This window comes from Pseudomonas sp. 1 (assembly GCF_056626735.1).
On sequence record NZ_JBWXMQ010000004.1, the window covers coordinates 211902 to 228483 of the forward strand.

18 protein-coding genes are annotated in these 16582 nt (G+C 58.6%); 10 read left to right on the forward strand and 8 right to left on the reverse strand.

The window, feature by feature from the left end; genetic code table 11:
- The first annotated feature begins 182 nt into the window (after positions 1–182).
- On the forward strand, positions 183–662 hold the full coding sequence (locus tag AC1MDC_RS08340) for a glycine zipper domain-containing protein (RefSeq protein ID WP_085698021.1): 480 nt from the start codon (positions 183–185) through the stop codon (positions 660–662).
- 65 nt (positions 663–727) lie between these two features.
- Here AC1MDC_RS08340 and AC1MDC_RS08345 read toward each other — a convergent pair whose 3' ends face one another.
- From AC1MDC_RS08345 to AC1MDC_RS08360, 4 genes are all read right to left on the reverse strand, one after another.
- Positions 728–1159, reverse strand: a complete 432-nt coding sequence (locus AC1MDC_RS08345; protein ID WP_085698020.1) for an acyl-CoA thioesterase — start codon at positions 1157–1159, stop codon at positions 728–730.
- Positions 1160–1190: 31 nt separating this feature from the next.
- Positions 1191–2414 carry a 3-hydroxyacyl-CoA dehydrogenase gene (locus AC1MDC_RS08350; RefSeq protein WP_266201101.1) on the reverse strand — a complete coding sequence of 408 codons (1224 nt, stop codon included), beginning with the start codon at positions 2412–2414 and terminating at the stop codon, positions 1191–1193.
- 109 nt (positions 2415–2523) lie between these two features.
- Positions 2524–4452 (reverse strand): RecQ family ATP-dependent DNA helicase, encoded by a 1929-nt coding sequence (locus AC1MDC_RS08355; protein WP_480392822.1) that lies wholly within the window; start codon positions 4450–4452, stop codon positions 2524–2526.
- Positions 4453–4824: 372 nt separating this feature from the next.
- The gene (locus AC1MDC_RS08360) at positions 4825–5328 is read right to left on the reverse strand and encodes a polysaccharide deacetylase (RefSeq protein ID WP_480392823.1); all 504 of its coding nucleotides are present in this window, start codon (positions 5326–5328) and stop codon (positions 4825–4827) included.
- Positions 5329–5632: 304 nt separating this feature from the next.
- Here AC1MDC_RS08360 and AC1MDC_RS08365 point away from each other — a divergent pair, with 304 nt between their 5' ends.
- The 5 genes from AC1MDC_RS08365 (at position 5633) to AC1MDC_RS08385 (ending at position 8663) form a co-directional block, all read left to right on the forward strand.
- On the forward strand, positions 5633–5914 hold the full coding sequence (locus AC1MDC_RS08365) for a hypothetical protein (protein ID WP_085698016.1): 282 nt from the start codon (positions 5633–5635) through the stop codon (positions 5912–5914).
- A 102-nt stretch (positions 5915–6016) separates the two neighbouring features.
- On the forward strand, positions 6017–7144 hold the full coding sequence (locus AC1MDC_RS08370; RefSeq protein WP_480392824.1) for a hypothetical protein: 1128 nt from the start codon (positions 6017–6019) through the stop codon (positions 7142–7144).
- A 347-nt stretch (positions 7145–7491) separates the two neighbouring features.
- Positions 7492–7791 (forward strand): hypothetical protein, encoded by a 300-nt coding sequence (locus tag AC1MDC_RS08375; protein ID WP_085702731.1) that lies wholly within the window; start codon positions 7492–7494, stop codon positions 7789–7791.
- Between the two features lie 156 nt (positions 7792–7947).
- Positions 7948–8391: a hypothetical protein gene (locus AC1MDC_RS08380; protein ID WP_085698013.1), complete on the forward strand. Its 444-nt coding sequence runs from the start codon at positions 7948–7950 to the stop codon at positions 8389–8391.
- A complete protein-coding gene (locus AC1MDC_RS08385) occupies positions 8391–8663 on the forward strand; it encodes a type II toxin-antitoxin system RelE/ParE family toxin (RefSeq protein WP_085698012.1) in 273 nt (90 codons plus the stop codon). The genes AC1MDC_RS08380 and AC1MDC_RS08385 overlap by 1 nt, the downstream gene beginning before the upstream one ends.
- Before the next feature lie 172 nt (positions 8664–8835).
- Here AC1MDC_RS08385 and AC1MDC_RS08390 read toward each other — a convergent pair whose 3' ends face one another.
- A complete protein-coding gene (locus AC1MDC_RS08390) occupies positions 8836–10377 on the reverse strand; it encodes a phosphoenolpyruvate carboxykinase (protein ID WP_085702732.1) in 1542 nt (513 codons plus the stop codon).
- Between the two features lie 181 nt (positions 10378–10558).
- Positions 10559–11461, reverse strand: coding sequence for an Hsp33 family molecular chaperone HslO (gene hslO / locus AC1MDC_RS08395; RefSeq protein ID WP_085702733.1), 903 nt, complete (start codon positions 11459–11461; stop codon positions 10559–10561).
- A 104-nt stretch (positions 11462–11565) separates the two neighbouring features.
- Here hslO and AC1MDC_RS08400 point away from each other — a divergent pair, with 104 nt between their 5' ends.
- On the forward strand, positions 11566–12366 hold the full coding sequence (locus tag AC1MDC_RS08400; RefSeq protein ID WP_234206264.1) for a phosphatase PAP2 family protein: 801 nt from the start codon (positions 11566–11568) through the stop codon (positions 12364–12366).
- 65 nt (positions 12367–12431) lie between these two features.
- On the opposite strand, the gene AC1MDC_RS08405 is transcribed toward AC1MDC_RS08400, so the two are convergent.
- Complete coding sequence (locus tag AC1MDC_RS08405) at positions 12432–12839, reverse strand: RNA-binding S4 domain-containing protein (RefSeq protein WP_085702734.1); 408 nt, start codon at positions 12837–12839, stop codon at positions 12432–12434.
- 116 nt (positions 12840–12955) lie between these two features.
- On the opposite strand from AC1MDC_RS08405, the gene rimA reads away from it, so the two are divergent.
- The 3 genes from rimA to rimK are packed head-to-tail and all read left to right on the forward strand — an operon-like array spanning position 12956 to position 15133.
- A complete protein-coding gene (gene rimA, locus AC1MDC_RS08410; protein WP_234206262.1) occupies positions 12956–13735 on the forward strand; it encodes a S6 modification regulatory phosphodiesterase RimA in 780 nt (259 codons plus the stop codon).
- 16 nt (positions 13736–13751) lie between these two features.
- Complete coding sequence (rimB, locus tag AC1MDC_RS08415) at positions 13752–14231, forward strand: retropepsin-like aspartic endopeptidase RimB (RefSeq protein ID WP_011331964.1); 480 nt, start codon at positions 13752–13754, stop codon at positions 14229–14231.
- Positions 14228–15133 (forward strand): 30S ribosomal protein S6--L-glutamate ligase, encoded by a 906-nt coding sequence (gene rimK, locus AC1MDC_RS08420; RefSeq protein ID WP_065257794.1) that lies wholly within the window; start codon positions 14228–14230, stop codon positions 15131–15133. Before rimB ends, rimK begins: the two co-directional genes overlap by 4 nt.
- Before the next feature lie 35 nt (positions 15134–15168).
- On the opposite strand, the gene AC1MDC_RS08425 is transcribed toward rimK, so the two are convergent.
- Positions 15169–16482, reverse strand: coding sequence for an ATP-binding protein (locus AC1MDC_RS08425; RefSeq protein WP_085698006.1), 1314 nt, complete (start codon positions 16480–16482; stop codon positions 15169–15171).
- Between the last annotated feature and the right edge of the window lie 100 nt (positions 16483–16582).

The following is a 16582-nucleotide window of genomic DNA, read 5'->3' on the forward strand; positions in this document are numbered from 1 at the left end:
GGCCGCTTTTGCATAAAAGCGGCCTTTGTGAAGTAGCTAAAGACCGGCGAAAATCCGTTAAGTTCCGCCCAAAAATCAGTAAGTTGCAGAATTGTATACAAGTCGTGTTATTCGTCGGATTTCGATTGTCACGCTCATTCCAGAGCCTCAGGATCGCGCCGTCATCCCTTTGAGGCTCCTCTATGAAGTTCTCCTCGATTCTCTTGTTGTCCCTTGGCCTGGTCAGTGGCTTCGCTTCTGCCGGAGGCACCACCGAAGCAGGTGTGGGCGGCGCATTGGGCGGGGTTCTTGGCTCGGTCGTCGGTCAGTCGTTAGGCGGCAGTACAGGTTCAACCATTGGCGCAGCCCTGGGCGGCGCGGGTGGTAGTGCGGTCGGCGCCGACAAGCGCAGCCGTGGCGAAGCAGCCATCGGTGGTGCGCTGGGCGCAGCCGGCGGCAACGTGGTCGGCCGCAGCATGGGCGGCACCACCGGCAGCCTGATCGGCGCAGCAGCCGGCGGCGGCGCCGGTGGCGCGCTGGGCAACTACATGGGCAACAAGAGTGACGACGATGATCGCCGTTACGATCGTCGCCATGATGATCGTCGCTATTACCGCGACCGTCATCCAGGTCGTGGTCATGCCTATGGTCATCGCAAGCACCACCGCTACTACCGCGACTGAGGTTTGACCTCGTTGCCGTAACAGCCAGATCGCAGCTCCCCCGGGCTGCGATTTTTTTTTGCCTGTCACACCGCCAGGCGTTCCATCGCTTGGCGCAATCGGGCTGGAATCGCCACCGGCCGATTGGATGCCCGGTCGACGAATACATGCACGAAACGTCCGGCCGCACAGGCTTCCACCTCTCCTTCCTTGAACACCGCCAGTTCGTATTGCACCGAACTGTTGCCCAGCTTGCCGACCCGCAGACCGATTTCGATTCGATCCGGGAAAGCAATCGACGCGAAGTAGTCGCAGGACGAACTCACCACAAACCCCACCACCTCGCCGTCATGGATATCCAACCCTCCAACCTGGATCAGGTAGGTGTTCACCGCCGTGTCGAAGAAGCTGTAATAGGTGACGTTGTTGACGTGGCCATAGGCGTCGTTGTCATGCCAGCGCGTGGTGATCGGCTGGAAGTGCGGGTAGTCGCTGCGTTGCGGCATCGGGTTGGACATGAGTGTCGATTCCTGGAGTGATTTGCCCAGTCTAAAGGTAAAAACCCTTGCCTCGCGCCGCCAGCTCGCCAATCAATGACGCCGGCCGCCAGTGATCGCCCTGCCGGGTCTCCAGCGCCAGCAATCGCTTGTGAATGTCAGCCAGCCCCTGATCGTCCGCCCAGGCCATCGGCCCGCCTCGCTCTACCGGGAAGCCGTAGCCATTCAGATAGACCTGATCGATGTCATGCGCCGACTCGGCAATCCCTTCCTGCAGGATCTTTGCGCCCTCGTTGACCAACGCCAACAGGCACCGCTCCAGGATCTCCTCCGAGCCGATATCCCGGCGATGAAACCCCAAACCTTCGCTGACACTCAACACCAGCGCATCGACCTCGGGATCATGTTCGGCCTGACGACTGCCGGGCTCGTAGTGGTAATAACCATTGCCAGACTTCTGACCGAACCGGCCCCGTTCGCACAAGCGGTTATCCACCTGAACCTCGGGCGCGTCCTGCCCCTTGCCGGCCAGCTCGCGAGCGCGCCACTCAAGATCGATGCCGACCACGTCGTACATGCGAAACGGCCCCATGGCGAAACCGAAACTCTGCAATGCCGCATCGACCTGCTGCGGGTATGCCCCTTCGAGCAACATCTTGCGCGCTTCGAGCACATACGGATGCAGCATGCGGTTGCCGATGAATCCGTGGCAGTTGCCCGACACCACACTGACCTTGCCCATGCGCTTGCCCAGCTCAAGCGCGGTTTCAAGCACCGCTGGCGAGGTCTGCGCGCCACGGACTATTTCCAGCAATTTCATGATGTGCGCCGGGCTGAAGAAATGCAGGCCCAGCACTTGAGTCGGACGCCGTGTCGCGGCGGCGATGGCGTCGATGTCCAGCGCCGAGGTATTGCTCGCCAGCAGCGCCTCGGGCTTCAGCACGCCATCGAGCTCGCGGAAGATCTTCTGCTTGAGTTCAAGGTTTTCGTACACCGCTTCGATCACCAGATCGACGTTGCGGATCGCCACATAGTCCGCCGCCGCGCTGATACGGGCGATCCGGGCATCGGCATCGGCCTGTTCAATTCGCCCCTGTCGCACGTTGTGCGCATAGGTGTCGGCCACGGTGGCCAGCGCCTGCTCGAGCATCTGTGGATTGTTATCGACCCACTGCACTGACACGCCGGCGTTGGCCAGGCACATGACAATGCCGCGGCCCATGGTGCCGGCGCCGATCACGGCGGCCTGCTGAATAGCGAAGGATGTCTGGCTCATGTTGTTCTCTTGTTGGCGATCCGAAGACAGCCATCACCATAGTCAGCTACCGGGCATTTTTGAAGTTCATGGCCGTGATGATCGACATTCAGCAGATGGATTCGAGAGCTCAGAGATGCGCCTGAGCCCAGGCCCTCACCTCGGCGTAGGGATATTCCTCCAGCGCCGCAAACCCGGAAATGGCCCGCGCCTTGAGCTTGGTAAACAACGGCACGCTGATGCCGCACAGGAACCGGGTAACCTGCTCCGCCGACGGAGTACTGCCAGCGTGCTGCTGATGCCTGTGGATAAAATCGCCACACAACGCCGCGAAATTTTTATCCACAAGCGCCGGCAATTCCGGAGGTGTCGGCAGCCGGGCGACTTGCCCGTGACACACCGAACAATGCCCGCACTGCTGCGGCGCATCGTGATCGCCGAAATATTCGGCCAGCCGATAACCAAGGCATCGCTCGGTGGCGAACAGCTCGAGCATGGCGTGAATCCGCGCCACTTCGGTTTGCTCATGGCGGGTGAAATAGTCATGCAGTTCAGCGCTCAAGGCCTGGCTGTCGAAATCGCCGCGCAGGACGTTGTAGACCTCGGTCATCTGCTTGCTCTCAAGCTCGACCCAGCCCTTTTCCTGGAAATAATCCAGTGCCTTCACCACCCGATTGCGCTCGGCCGAATACTGCTCGTACATCGCCTCGAAATTCACCGTGGCCCAAGTACGCGCGCGGCTTGAGGTCTGGATGATCGCGGCAACGAAATCCCTGCGCTCGCCCTCGAAACGCTCAAGCAGCGCTTCGGGCTCCAGCAAGTACTTGAAACGGTATTCGGCGTAGTACGCGTAGCGCGGGGCAATCAGCCCTCGCAGTTCCAGCTGCACCAGCAACGTCTTCAAAGGCAACGAACGAATGTTGCTCTGATCCGCCAACGGCCCGAGCAGAAACTCCCATTGGCCTTCGGCTGCGGCGGCCTGCAACTCGTTCAACACATGGCGAATGCCATCCTGTTCCGGCGTGTCGCCGTACACAAAGTTTTCCAGCACGTTGAGGCTGTCGCGGTTGGCCAGCACCAGACAATCGGACGGCTGCCCGTCACGCCCGGCGCGACCGATTTCCTGGCTGTAGTTTTCGATGGATTTGGGCAGGTCGAAATGCACCACATTGCGGATGTCGCTCTTGTCGATACCCATGCCGAAGGCAATGGTGGCGACGATGCAATTGGACTGCCCGCTCATGAAGTGCTTCTGGATCGCGTCCCGTTGCTCATGGGGCAAACCGGCGTGATAAGCCTCGGCCTGAATGCCATTGCGCTCAAGATGTTCGGCAATCTGTTCGGCGGTTTTCTGCAGGGTGACGTAGACGATGCTCGGCTGACCCGCACGCTCGCTCATCCACTCCACCAGCCGGCGGCGCTTGTCCTGTCCACGCACCGGCTCGACCAGCAGATTGAGGTTGGGCCGATAGAAACCGGTGGTCACCACATCTTCTGCAGCGATGGCGAATTTCGCCTGCATGTCGGCGATGACTTTCGGTGTTGCCGTGGCGGTCAGCAGCAAGGTTTGCGGGATGTTGAACTGGCGCTGGTAGTCCGGCAGCTTGAGGTAGTCGGGGCGGAAATTGTGGCCCCACTCGGAGATGCAGTGCGCCTCGTCCACCACCAGCAGCGAGATCGGCACCTGCTGCAAAAAGTTGCGAAAGCGCTCGTTCTTCAAACGCTCCACGGAAATCATCAGGATCTTCAGTTCACCGGAACGGGCGCGAGCCATCACATCGTTGGCGTCTTCGCGGCTCTGCGCCGAATCGATGCTGCCTGCCGAAATCCCGTGCCGGCGCAAGAACTCCAGCTGATCCTGCATCAACGCCAGCAGCGGCGAGACCACCAGCGTCAGGTGTGGCAGCAGGATTGCCGGCACCTGATAACAAAGGGACTTGCCGGAGCCGGTGGGAAAGATCGCAGCCGCCGAGCGCCCGGCGAGAACGGCGCTGATTGCCGCTTCTTGACCGGGACGAAACTGTGGATAACCGAAAACCTGTTCCAGGGTGTTGTGCATTCGCTGTCACTCCGTTGACCGCTGTGATGCCAACAGCCTAGCGGGCGATCGCAGCGCGTCGAGAAAAGGTCGGGGGTCAAATCGATACGGGATGATACAGCGTGAAATGCCGAGTCACGGCTTGAAACAAACGAAACACTTTGTTCCTCGCCTGCATCGCCGTGGCGAGAGTAACGTCCGACATTCATCGCGCCAGGACGGCCGATACATCTAGAGACTCGCCAAGGAATGAATATGTCGAACCGTTTGAAATTGCTCTTCGCCCTTCTTGTCCAGAGCCTGTTACTGGGCGGGTGCCTGCCCTTTCCCGGCGAGCTTCCGCCACTCGCCAGCGTGGTGGCGGCGAGCCCCACGCCAACGGCTTAGCAGACTCTACGGCTGCAACACCGCCACTCGCAATTGCTCGTTCAACAGCTGCTCATGCACGCCCAGGCTTTTGCTGGCCCACAGTGCATGGGCCGGGCTGATATCACCGGTGAATGCCGCCGCCAGCTGACGCAGGTCGGCAACACTGCGCACCCGTGGGCAGAACGCTTGCTCGTCGCAGCTCTGACTGGCGTTGCGATAGGTGGCGAGCAGACGATCCCATAAACCCTCACGCACCTGACGGATTGACTTGAGCTGCGCATGCGGCACACCCAGGCGTTGTTTGAGTGCGGATTCATCCAGGCCTTCGCAGGCCAGCAGTGCCTTGCCGAACATCAACACTTCGGCACGGGAAGCCGTGTCGATGGCGGCCTGGGTCGTGAGTGCGTCCGGCCAGTCCGTGCGCTCCACGTGCGCGAGCACCAGTCCGTTGCCCGCCTCGGAGGCCAACGCCAAACGACATCCACTGGCCCAAAGCAAAATGATCGAGGCCATTCGTAGCCACTGCATACCTAATTCCCTTTAAGTCTGGGTCGGACGTCCGGAAACGCCCCACGGATTCTGGCGCGCACCATACAGATGTTTAACGGGAATCGCCCGCTAAACACGTAGGAAATCTCTCCACTCAGGGTTTGGCTGTGAAAAAGCCGTAAAACCGCGTAGGGAAAATGCCCGAACCCCGGAAAAACCCCTACGAATTCTGTCCATTGTGGCTGTCTTGTCCCATTCGAAGGAGCCCTTCTATAGTGGCCGGCGCGACTGAAAACTCTGTGTCGGCCCGCCGAAGCGACTTCGAAAAGGACACGCCTCAAACATGAACATTTCCACACCGCTGAATAATCGTTTTCGCCCTCTCAAGAGCTGCGACGGCAACAACCCGGTAATGGTCATCGACACCGAAGCAACACCGGTTGACTTACTCGATGCCGCCGATCTTCGGTTGCGCGCCGCCAGCGATCTTCTGGAAACTCTTTACTGCTTGTGTTTCAAACAGGCCGATGTAAAAGACATCCCCAACATCGTCAATGCGCTTTATTTATTGACGCAGGACGGCTGCGACTTATTGGAAGTTGCCAGGCAACGATTAAATAATTAGCGCTCGCGGACAAACTTACAAAGTTCGCAACAACCCACCACTTCCCTTACAGCAAAGTTCAGAACTAGCCTGTTCGCTCTTACATCAACCAAGAGCAATAACATGACTACGCTGACTATTTTCTTTTGCGGTACAGGTTCGACAAAGTTTGATGATACTCACGAAAACTATTGGAATGGAGAATTGGTCTCCACACTTGCGTCTCATCACACGGGGCGCGAGTTCGCCGAATGGATCGTCGTCGATGGCCCCGGTACCAGCAACCTGCAAGCTGATGATCTGTTCACCAAATCCAAGGACTACGGTCTCAGCGGAACTTTGTTCGGCAAGGGCTGGGAGGAGAACGTCCAACACGCGGTAAACATCATCAAGGGCCAATGTGACTGGCAGCGCGAGCAACTGACCGAAGCGGAATATAACCGCCTCAAAGCCGCCGGCATCCCGATTGAAGATGTAAAGGTCGAAGGTTCGTGGCTGTGGCGCAAATACAACTATGGCGATCGCAGCGTCACGCAACAGAAGTTACAGGAGCAGATTATTAAAACCTTCCGAAAGGGTGGTGTTATTCCAACAAAAGTCAATCTGGTGGGCTGGAGCCGCGGGGGTATCAGTTGTCACATGCTGGCCAATGTCATGTTCAAGGACAGTGCACTGAAAAACATTCCAGTGAATATCTTCGCCATTGACCCGGTGCCAGGTATTGGCAATTTTCAGGAACATCGGGTAAAGCTCAACAGCAACGTAAAAGAGTATGTGGGTTTCTACGCTCGGGATGAACGTTCCAAGGGCTTCAGTTGCGTCATCCCGCAAACCGCGACCGGAACCAAGACCAGCATCTTCCCGATGCCCGGCCGTCACGCCACCCTGGTGGGCAACGCCTCCGCCGATGGCAACAGTGGTCCAAAAGTGCTGGCCGAACCCGGCCTGATCGTGCGCCACTTTGCCGAGGTCTGCCTGAAACGCTGGGGCACCGTACTCGACAAAAACCTCAACCTCACCGATGCCGCCCTTCGCAACCACACCGCCGCCATCGTCAACGCGGCAGCGAAATACAAGGCCATGGAGAAGTGTTCCTACACCTGGTTCACCGAGCTGGATCAAGGCGAGCGCTACGTTTCGCTGGGCAGCAAAGGCGTTCCGTTTTCCACGGTGAGAGGCACGATCTACAGCCCGGCGACCGGGCTGACCACGAGTGTGCTGGATATTGAGGCGTATCGATCGATTCGTTGAAAACCGTGATTGATCCGTAGGAACGGGCTGCACGAATCTGCATCCTGTTCCTACACGCAGCGGCGCCTTGTCTTCTATCGGCGCCAGTGGGCCGAAACCTATAGTTGTGACTGTCGCTGACAATTCAGCGACTCGGGCTTGGTCACCCGAATGGATCATGCATTCGCGTCCGCTGTATGCTGCCGGCACTCAATTGCCAGCAGCGTTATGGTGGCTGTGTTTGGGACGCTTTCGAGCGTGCCGGGTATGTGCATGATCCTCACCGGTTGACCAACCCGAACACAGTCGCCTCCAGTCGCTTGGTCACGATGTGGTGGCTTCATTCGAAGCAATTGAGGATCTAAAAAATGAAATCATGGAACGAGCTCCACTCCAATCGCTACCGCCCACTCGACTCCAATCTCACCGACACCAAGCCCCTCGTCATCGACACCGAAGCCAACCCGCAAGACATCCTCGAATGCGCCGTCCAGCGTCTGCGCGCCTCAAGCGACCTGCTGCAAACCCTCTACTGCCTCTGCTTCAAACATGCCGACGTTGAAGACATCCCGCACATCACCCACGCGCTCTACCTGCTGACCAAAGACGGCTGTGACCTGCTGCAAGTCGCCCAGCAGAAAGTGCTCAGCTGGAAAGCCCCGGCCTGACGAACTTCGGGCAGGCGTGTTCATGGCTAGAACTGTCTGTCTCCATCTCGAACACTGACGCTGACATTTCCGGCGCAAAACTTAAGGACCTGAATTTTGCAAACTATTATTGATTGCGTACGATGGGAGCCATTGTTCAACCAAGGGCTTGCTTTCATGACCATTGAAACCATTGATCACAGCACTCTCACGCGACTGTTTGAGAGCGGTTCGATCAGTAGCGCACATATCGTCGCCAAGCCCGGTGGCTGGTCGATTCAAGTTCAGCAAGGAAGCAAAGAGTATTCACTGGCGGCGCAACGCAGTGGCCAGGTGCGGCTGTTTAAGCGGTTCGAAACACTGGTGACCTACCTGCAAGGAGTGGGTATCAATCACTTCGATGTGGACGCCTCCAGTTATGATCCTCTTCAAATAAAAACCTATGCTCGCCCTGATCGCGCCGAAGCGATGAAGCAAGCTCATGAAGCCGCTGCATATGAAGAATGGGTCAAACAACAGGTACAAATCAGCATTGATGACACAAGACCCAGCGTCAGCGATGAAGACGCTCGCAAATTATTTGCCGCCAAGCGGGATGCCTTGCGTCAGCGAGTACGTTGATGAGGTTGGTCTGGCGCCAAGAGGCGCTGGATGACCGAGACAACATCATGGAGCGTATCGGACAGGAAAATCCCGTTGCAGCGATTGAGCTCGATGAGGTTTTCGAACTGAAAGGAGAAAGCGCTCGCAAGCACCCAGCCATATACCGAAAAGGTATCGCGGAAGGCACCCGCGAAATCGTCGTCACCCCAAACTACATCATCATCTACGCAATCAAATTTGATGCTGTGGAAGTGCTGCGAGTGCTGCATACCAGAAGGCAATGGCCATGATGACTGGAGAAAAAATGCTTAGGAGTTCGCGGACCCTTAAGTAGCATTATTCTGGCTGTTCAGCGCGGACTCTGCGGGAATAATGGCAGCTGATCTGACAACGATGTCTAACCAATCACCCACAAAAAAGCCGCCCTCAAGAGGCGGCTTTTTCATTCACCAAAACCCAGTCTTACAACTTAGGCCCGGCAGCCTTGATCGCGTCGCTCACTTCGAACTTCTTGAAGTTCTCGATGAACAGACCGGCCAGTGCTTTTGCAGCTTCGTCGTACGCAGCCTTGTCAGCCCAGGTGTTGCGTGGGTTGAGCAGGTTGGTTTCGACGCCCGGTACAGCCAGTGGCACATCCAGGTTGATGGTGTCCAGGTGCTCGGTGGCTGCACCGATCAGCGCGCCGCTCTGGATCGCTGCGATCACCGCGCGGGTGGTCGGGATGTTGAAGCGTTTGCCGACGCCGTAGCCACCGCCGGTCCAGCCGGTGTTGACCAGGTAGACCTTGGAGCCGAAGCCGCGGATGCGCTTGATCAGCAGTTCAGCGTATTCGCCGGCCGGACGCGGGAAGAATGGTGCGCCGAAGCAGGTGGAGAAGGTCGACTTGATGCCGCTGCCCGAGCCCATTTCAGTCGAGCCCACCAGTGCGGTGTAGCCGGACAGGAAGTGATAGGCCGCTTGTTCTTCGTTGAGGATCGACACGGGTGGCAGGACGCCGGTCAGGTCGCAGGTCAGGAAGATTACAGCGTTTGGCTCACCGCCCAGGTTCTTCGCGGAACGCTTGGCAACGTGCTCCAGCGGGTAGGCCGCGCGGCTGTTCTGGGTCAGGCTGACATCGGCGTAGTCGGCGTGCTTGGCGTCGTCGATCACGACGTTTTCCAGCACCGCGCCGTGCTTGATGGCTTTCCAGATGACCGGCTCGTTCTTCTCGGACAAGTCGATGCACTTGGCGTAGCAGCCGCCTTCGATGTTGAAGACAACGCCTTCGCCCCAGCCGTGTTCGTCGTCACCGATCAGATAACGGCTTTCGTCGGCGGACAGGGTGGTCTTGCCGGTGCCCGACAGACCGAAGAACAGGGTCACGTCGCCTTCTTCGCCGATATTGGCAGCGCAGTGCATTGGCAGCACGTCAGCGGCCGGCAGCAGGAAGTTCTGCACGGAGAACATGGCTTTCTTCATTTCACCGGCGTAACGCATGCCGGCGATCAGCACTTTCTTCTGGGCGAAGTTGATGATCACGCAACCGTCGGAGTTGGTGCCGTCACGCTCTGGTACGCACTCGAAGTTGGCAACGTTCAGCACTTGCCACTCTTCGCGACCGGCCGGGTTGTACTGAGCCGGGTTGATGAACAGGCAACGACCGAACAGGTTCTGCCAGGCAGTCTGGGTGGTCATCTTCACGGCCAGGTAGTGATCTTCGGCCGCGCCTACATGCACGTGGGAAACGAAATGCTCTTGCGCGTTGTTGAATGCTTCAACACGAGCCCACAGCGCGTCGAACTTGTCGGCCGGGAACTTGCGGTTGATCGGGCCCCAGGCAATGGCAGCCTGGGTGGAAGGCTCTTCAACGATGAAACGGTCGACTGGCGAACGGCCGGTGCGGTGACCGGTGCGAACAACCAGAGCGCCGGTATCGGCAAGCTCGCCTTCACCGCGGTTCAGGGCTTCTTTTACCAGATCATCAACACTCAGATCGGTGTACACGGCGTTATTGGCTTGCGTCATGAGGTTCCCCGTCGGCCAGTGGCCGAGTGTGCTCCAAACGTTTTGTAGTAGAAAGTCGTGCACTACTACCGCGAAAAAAGTGGGCCGGATTATGCCAGAAAAGCCCAAAAAGAGTAGGGCCCTCCCGTCGTAACGGCGTTATTCCGTCGTTGAGCAGTGAATTTACCTGCGCTGAACCGTTTTAGTGCCGGGTCTCTGACGGCGTCTCGACGCCCGCGCCAGCGAACAATTGAGCGATATCTGCCGCATCGAACAGGTAGCGCTGGTTGCAGAACTGGCAATCGATCTCGACTTGTCCACCTTGCTCGGCAACAAGTGCCTGCGCATCTTCCAGACCCAGGCTGACCAGTGCATTGCCCGAACGCTCGCGGGAGCAGCTGCAGTGGAAGCGCAATTTCTGCACATCGAACAGACGAACCTGCTCTTCATGGTAGAGGCGATGCAGAATCGTTTCGTTGTCCAGGCTCAACAGTTCATCAGCGGTCAGGGTGTTGCCCAACGCGGTGATGTGCTGCCAGCTGGCGGCGCGTTCTTCTTCGTCTTTCAAGCGATCGGCCGGCAGTTGCTGCAGCAGCAGACCACGGGCACGACGACCATCGGCGCACAGCTTGAAGCGGGTGCCAACCTGCTGGGACATGACGAAATAGTTGGTGAAGCAGTCGGACAGGGTTTCGCCGTCGAGGTCGACGATGCCCTGATAGCGCTGGCCGACGATCGGGTCGACGGTCAAGGCCAGCACACCGTTGGGCATCAGTTCGCCGAGGGTGGCGTCGGCCGGAATCTGATCGGCGTGATAGCGCGCCAGGCCACGGATTTCGCGCTCGCTGGAGCACTCGATCATCAGCAGCGGGATCGGGCCTTCGGAACGGGCCTGAAGAATCAGCAAGCCATCGAATTTCAGGGTGCCCACCAGCAACGACGCGGCAGCCATCAGTTCGCCCAGCAATTGCGCAACCGGTTCCGGGTACGGGTGCTTGGCGAGCACTTCGGCATAGCTGCGCTCCAGCGACACCAGTTCGCCGCGAGTGTCGCTGTCATCGAAGATGAAGCGTTGGGTGTAATCGGTATCGAGGAAATCGGTCATAGGTCTGGGTATCTGAATGTGATGACAAAATGGTTACAAAGGATGAAAATTCCGCGCTTCTGGCATCCTTCTTGATGCCGATGTTCAGCCACGGGAGGCATTTTATGAACAATCCGGGTTTGTTCCAATCAAGGTGGAACCTCGGCCGGCTGGTTCTGTGCAACATCGTGCCATTGGCACTGTTGGCTTTCTGGTTATGGCCTACGGGTCAGATGCTGTGTGTGATTTTCGACGAGTGGCTGTTCCGCTCACTCAACGCACCGCTGGCCAGCAACCCCATATGGCTCCACATCTGGGCAATTGCAAGTCTGCGACCGTTCGACATCGTCGTCGGCCTGATTCTGCTGATGCTACTGATCAAGGGCGACTGGGTGTTCAGGGCGATTGACGTGCGTCGCGCCTTTTTCGGATTTTTCTCGATCCTGCTGTTGATGGTGGTGATCCGCGCGCTGTTTTCCAAGTTCGCCGATCACATGGACTGGCAACACAGCAGCCCGTCGATGGTGCTCGAAGGCGCGGTGCATATCAGCGATTACTTCCCGCATCTGGAGAAGACATGGGAACTGAAGGATCGCTCGAGCCAGAGCTTCCCCGGTGACCACGCTTCGGTGCTGCTGATCTGGGCGCTGTTCATGGGCGTGTTCAGCCGCACGGTCGGCCAGTTCGCAGTGATCTGGGGCCTGGCGCTGCTGTTCATGCTGCCGCGTCTGGTCGCCGGTGCCCATTGGGGCCAGGACGATTACATCGGCGGCATGCTGCTGGCGGTGTGGGCACTTGGCTGGGGTTACTACACGCCATTTGTTTATCACGCGGCGAACTTCTGGTTGAAGGTCACGTCGCCGGTTTTCCGGCTGCTGGGCAAACTGCCGGTGATTTCGCGGATGAGTGTGGTGTCCGCGCAGTAATCAAATGGCTGAAAAAAACGCAGCCGCCGGCGGGTCTTGAACCCAGTCCGGCAGGCTGCGTTTTTTTATTCGCCGCTACTGTTCCCACGAAATTTAAACAGATCCCGACGCTGCTTCTTGCTCGGTTTACCGTCAGTGGTCACGCCCAGGGCGCCGGCCTTGCGCATCGCAGCAGCCGATTCACGTTTGGCAATACTCGCCTCGGTCTCGGCATACAGCGTCTGCGCCTCAGGTGCGCCGCGACGCACGATCGACAAGGCCTGAACCACCACGGTCTTCTCGTCGAAGCCGGTACGAATCTCGAACTCATCACCAATGCGTGGTTCTTTGCCAGGTTTGCAGCGCTCTCCCCGACAATGCACTTTGCCGCTCTCGATGGCAGCCTTGGCCAACGCGCGAGTCTTGAAAAAACGCGCAGCCCACAGCCACTTGTCGAGACGGACCTTGTCGTCCTCTTCCTGTTTTTGCGCCATATGAATTCCTCGTTCAGCCAGTAGTCGGAACTGTACTACCGATTCTGTCGGGCGCAAGAATCCGGCCCTCCAGATAAACTGTGATCTTCGCCGGTTCAACGGCATGGAGTGATCGAGTGACCAAATTTCCGTCTTCATTGACCTCACCCAAATCCCGGTGCGCGGGTTGCCAGCAAAGCGAACCGCTGGGCTTCGATTTTTCCTTCGCCTATCAGCCCATCGTGGATCTGCGTGACGAGTCGGTTTACGCCTACGAGGCACTGGTTCGTGGTGTGGCCGGTGAAGGCGCTTTAACCGTGCTGGATCAGGTTACGGAAGATAATCGCTACCGTTTCGACCAGCTCTGCCGGACTCGCGCCATCGAAGGCGCAGCCGGACTAAATATGCAGACACACTTGTCGATCAACTTCATGCCCAACGCCGTCTATCGTCCAGAGTTATGCATTCGCAGCACCCTGGAGGCTGCCAGGAAACACAATTTCCCGATCGACCGGCTGATTTTCGAAACCCTGGAAAGCGAGCACGTAGATAACTATCGCCATTTGACCAATATTCTGCGTGAATACCGCGAATTCGGCTTCAAGACGGCCATCGACGACTTCGGCGCCGGTTATTCGGGGCTCAATCTGCTGGCCGATTTCCAACCGGATCTGATCAAACTCGACATGTCGCTGATCCGCGATATCGACCGTGACCGTGTTCGTCAGGCTATCGTTCGGGGGATTGTCACAATCTGTGCGGAGTTGAACGTTACAGTCATCGCCGAAGGCATAGAGAGTGCGGGGGAACGGGATTTCCTGGCGGACTGCGGAATATTTCTGATGCAGGGTTTCTGGTTCGCCAGGCCCGCATTCAAAGCGTTGGCCCAGGTGTCCCCTGAAGCGTGGACGCGTTAATCGTTGGTTTTTTCCTTTGAAGACATTTGACCATTTGACCGTTATCGGTCTGCGCGAGTGGGTGGCGCTTCCGGATCTGGGAGTCGCCGGCCTTCGGGCAAAAATCGATACCGGCGCCAGCACCTCCAGCCTGCATGCCACCGACATCGAGCCGTTCGAACGCGACGGTGAGAAGTGGGTGCGCTTTACCGCGCACCTGGGCACCGTCGTGCAGTTGCGCCATCGGCGATGCGAAGCGCCGCTGGTCGCCCGCAAGACCATCAAGAGTTCCAATGGCCAGGCCCAGGTGCGCTACGTGATCAGCACCACGCTGGCCCTGGGTGACAGGGTCTGGCCGATCGAGTTCACCCTCGCCTGCCGCAAGTCCATGCGCTATCGCCTGTTGCTCGGTTCCAAAGCCCTGATCGACGGCCAGCTGGTGGTCAATCCGGGCATCAAATATGTACAAGACAAGCCGGTGTTCCCGGTATCTACCTCCTCCACAGGTGTTGCATGAAGATCGCTGTGCTGTCGCGAAATCCGCGTCTGTATTCCACCCGCCGTCTGGTCGAAGCCGGAACCGAACGCGGGCATGAAATGGTGGTGATCGACACCTTGCGCGCCTATATGAACATTGCCAGCCACAAGCCGCAGATCCACTACCGCGGCAAGCCGCTGGAGGGTTTCGATGCAGTGATTCCGCGGATCGGCGCGTCGGTGACGTTTTATGGCTGCGCAGTGTTGCGCCAGTTTGAAATGATGGGGGTGTTTCCGCTCAACGAATCGGTGGCCATCGCCCGCTCCCGGGACAAGCTGCGTTCGCTGCAATTGCTGTCGCGCCGGGGCATCGGCCTGCCGGTGACCGGGTTCGCCCACTCGCCGGATGACATTCCCGACCTGATCGACATGGTCAACGGCGCGCCGCTGGTGATCAAGGTGCTGGAAGGCACCCAGGGAATCGGCGTGGTGTTGTGTGAAACCGCGACGGCGGCAGAGTCGGTGATCGAGGCGTTCATGGGCCTGAAGCAGAACATCATGGTGCAGGAATACATCAAGGAAGCCGGCGGCGCGGACATCCGCTGCTTCGTGGTCGGCGACAAGGTGATCGCGGCGATGAAGCGTCAGGCCAAGCCCGGCGAGTTCCGCTCCAACCTGCACCGGGGCGGCAGCGCCAGCCTGATCAAAATCACCCCGGAAGAACGCATGACTGCGCTGCGTGCAGCCAAGGTCATGGGGCTGACGGTGGCGGGCGTGGATATTCTGCGTTCCAACCACGGGCCGCTGGTGATGGAAGTGAATTCGTCACCGGGTCTGGAAGGGATCGAAACCACCACGGGCAAAAACGTGGCGGGGATCATCATCGAGCACCTTGAGAAGAATGGCGGGCCGAACATGACCCGCACAAAAGGCAAGGGTTGAACCTTGAATCAGGCGGCCGCAAGGCCGCCTGAAACTTAAACCGCGTCTCGCGGCAGCATCAATCCCAATGGCAACCGGACCCGCGCCTCCAGCCCGCCACCGGAGCGGTTGCGCAACTCGACATTGCCGCCGTGCATCGAAGCAATCCGCTTCACAATCGCCAGTCCCAGCCCGGTGCCCTTGCCGCCCCGCGCACGATCGCCACGGGTGAACGGGTTGAAGATCGCCTCAAGCTCGGAAGGATCGATCCCCGCACCCCGATCCATTACGCTCAGCACCACGTACGGCGCACTGGTGTCTCCGGAGACATAGGCCGCGACGTCCACGCTGCCGCCGGCATGATTCAAGGCGTTGCCGATCAGGTTGTTCAGCAAACGCTTCATCGACACCCGACGCAGCGGGAACGGCTGGATCGGCTCCAGGCGCAGGCGTACTTTCTCTTCACTCTGGTTGAAGGGCGCCGCCACTTCACGCACCAGATCGCTGAGATCCACTTCCTCCACCGACTCGTCCCGGCCATCGCGAATGAATGCGAGGAACTGGTCGAGGATCGCGTCCATGTCTTCGATGTCTCGGACCATGTCCTCGGTCAGGTCGGTGCGGTCGCCCATCAACTCCAGTGACAGCCGCAAACGGGTCAGCGGTGTGCGCAAGTCATGGGATACCCCCGCGAGCATCAGCTCACGCTCGCGACCGGCCTGCTCGACGTCTTCGGCCATCTGGTTGAACGCACGATAAACCTCGGCCATTTCGCTGGGGGTATCGCTGATCGGCAGGCGCACGCTACGGCCCTGGCCGAGTTGCCGGGCGGCATATACCAGACGTTTCAACGGTTGGTTGAGCTGGCTGACGAAAATCCACGCCGACGCCGTGGACAGCAAACCGATCGCCAGGAACCAGCCAAGCACGTTCCAGATTTTCTGGCCGCGCAGCGGGTGTGGATACAGCGGGACTTTCAGCCAACCATCACCGAGACTCGGCGCGCGAACCCACAAGGCCGGCGGCGAGTGCATGCGCAAGCGCACTTCGGTGTCGGCGCCCAGCTCCGCCTGCATCTGCCGCTGGTAGATTTCGCTGTACGGCCAGTGCTGTTCACCTTCCGGCACACCGGCACCAACCACCCGGATCAGGGTCGCGGCATCAGCGATTTTCGCGCGGTTTTCTTCGTCGGCCGCCCAGTAGGCACGCAGCGTCAGGGCGACGCCGTGGCTGTATTGCCGATCCACCAGCACGTCCTCGTTCATCAACAGATAAACCAGAGTCAGTGCCTTGGAAAACAATACGACGATGAGCACCAGCCACAGGGTGCGGGAGAAGAAACTTTGGGGGAACCAGACGGGGGTTTTCATGGATAAGCGCTACACACTTGCAGGAGCGAGCAATGCTCGCATATTGCGGATTGCGAGTCTGCGCGGACGGCATTTCCGACCGTTTCGCGCAGACCCGCTC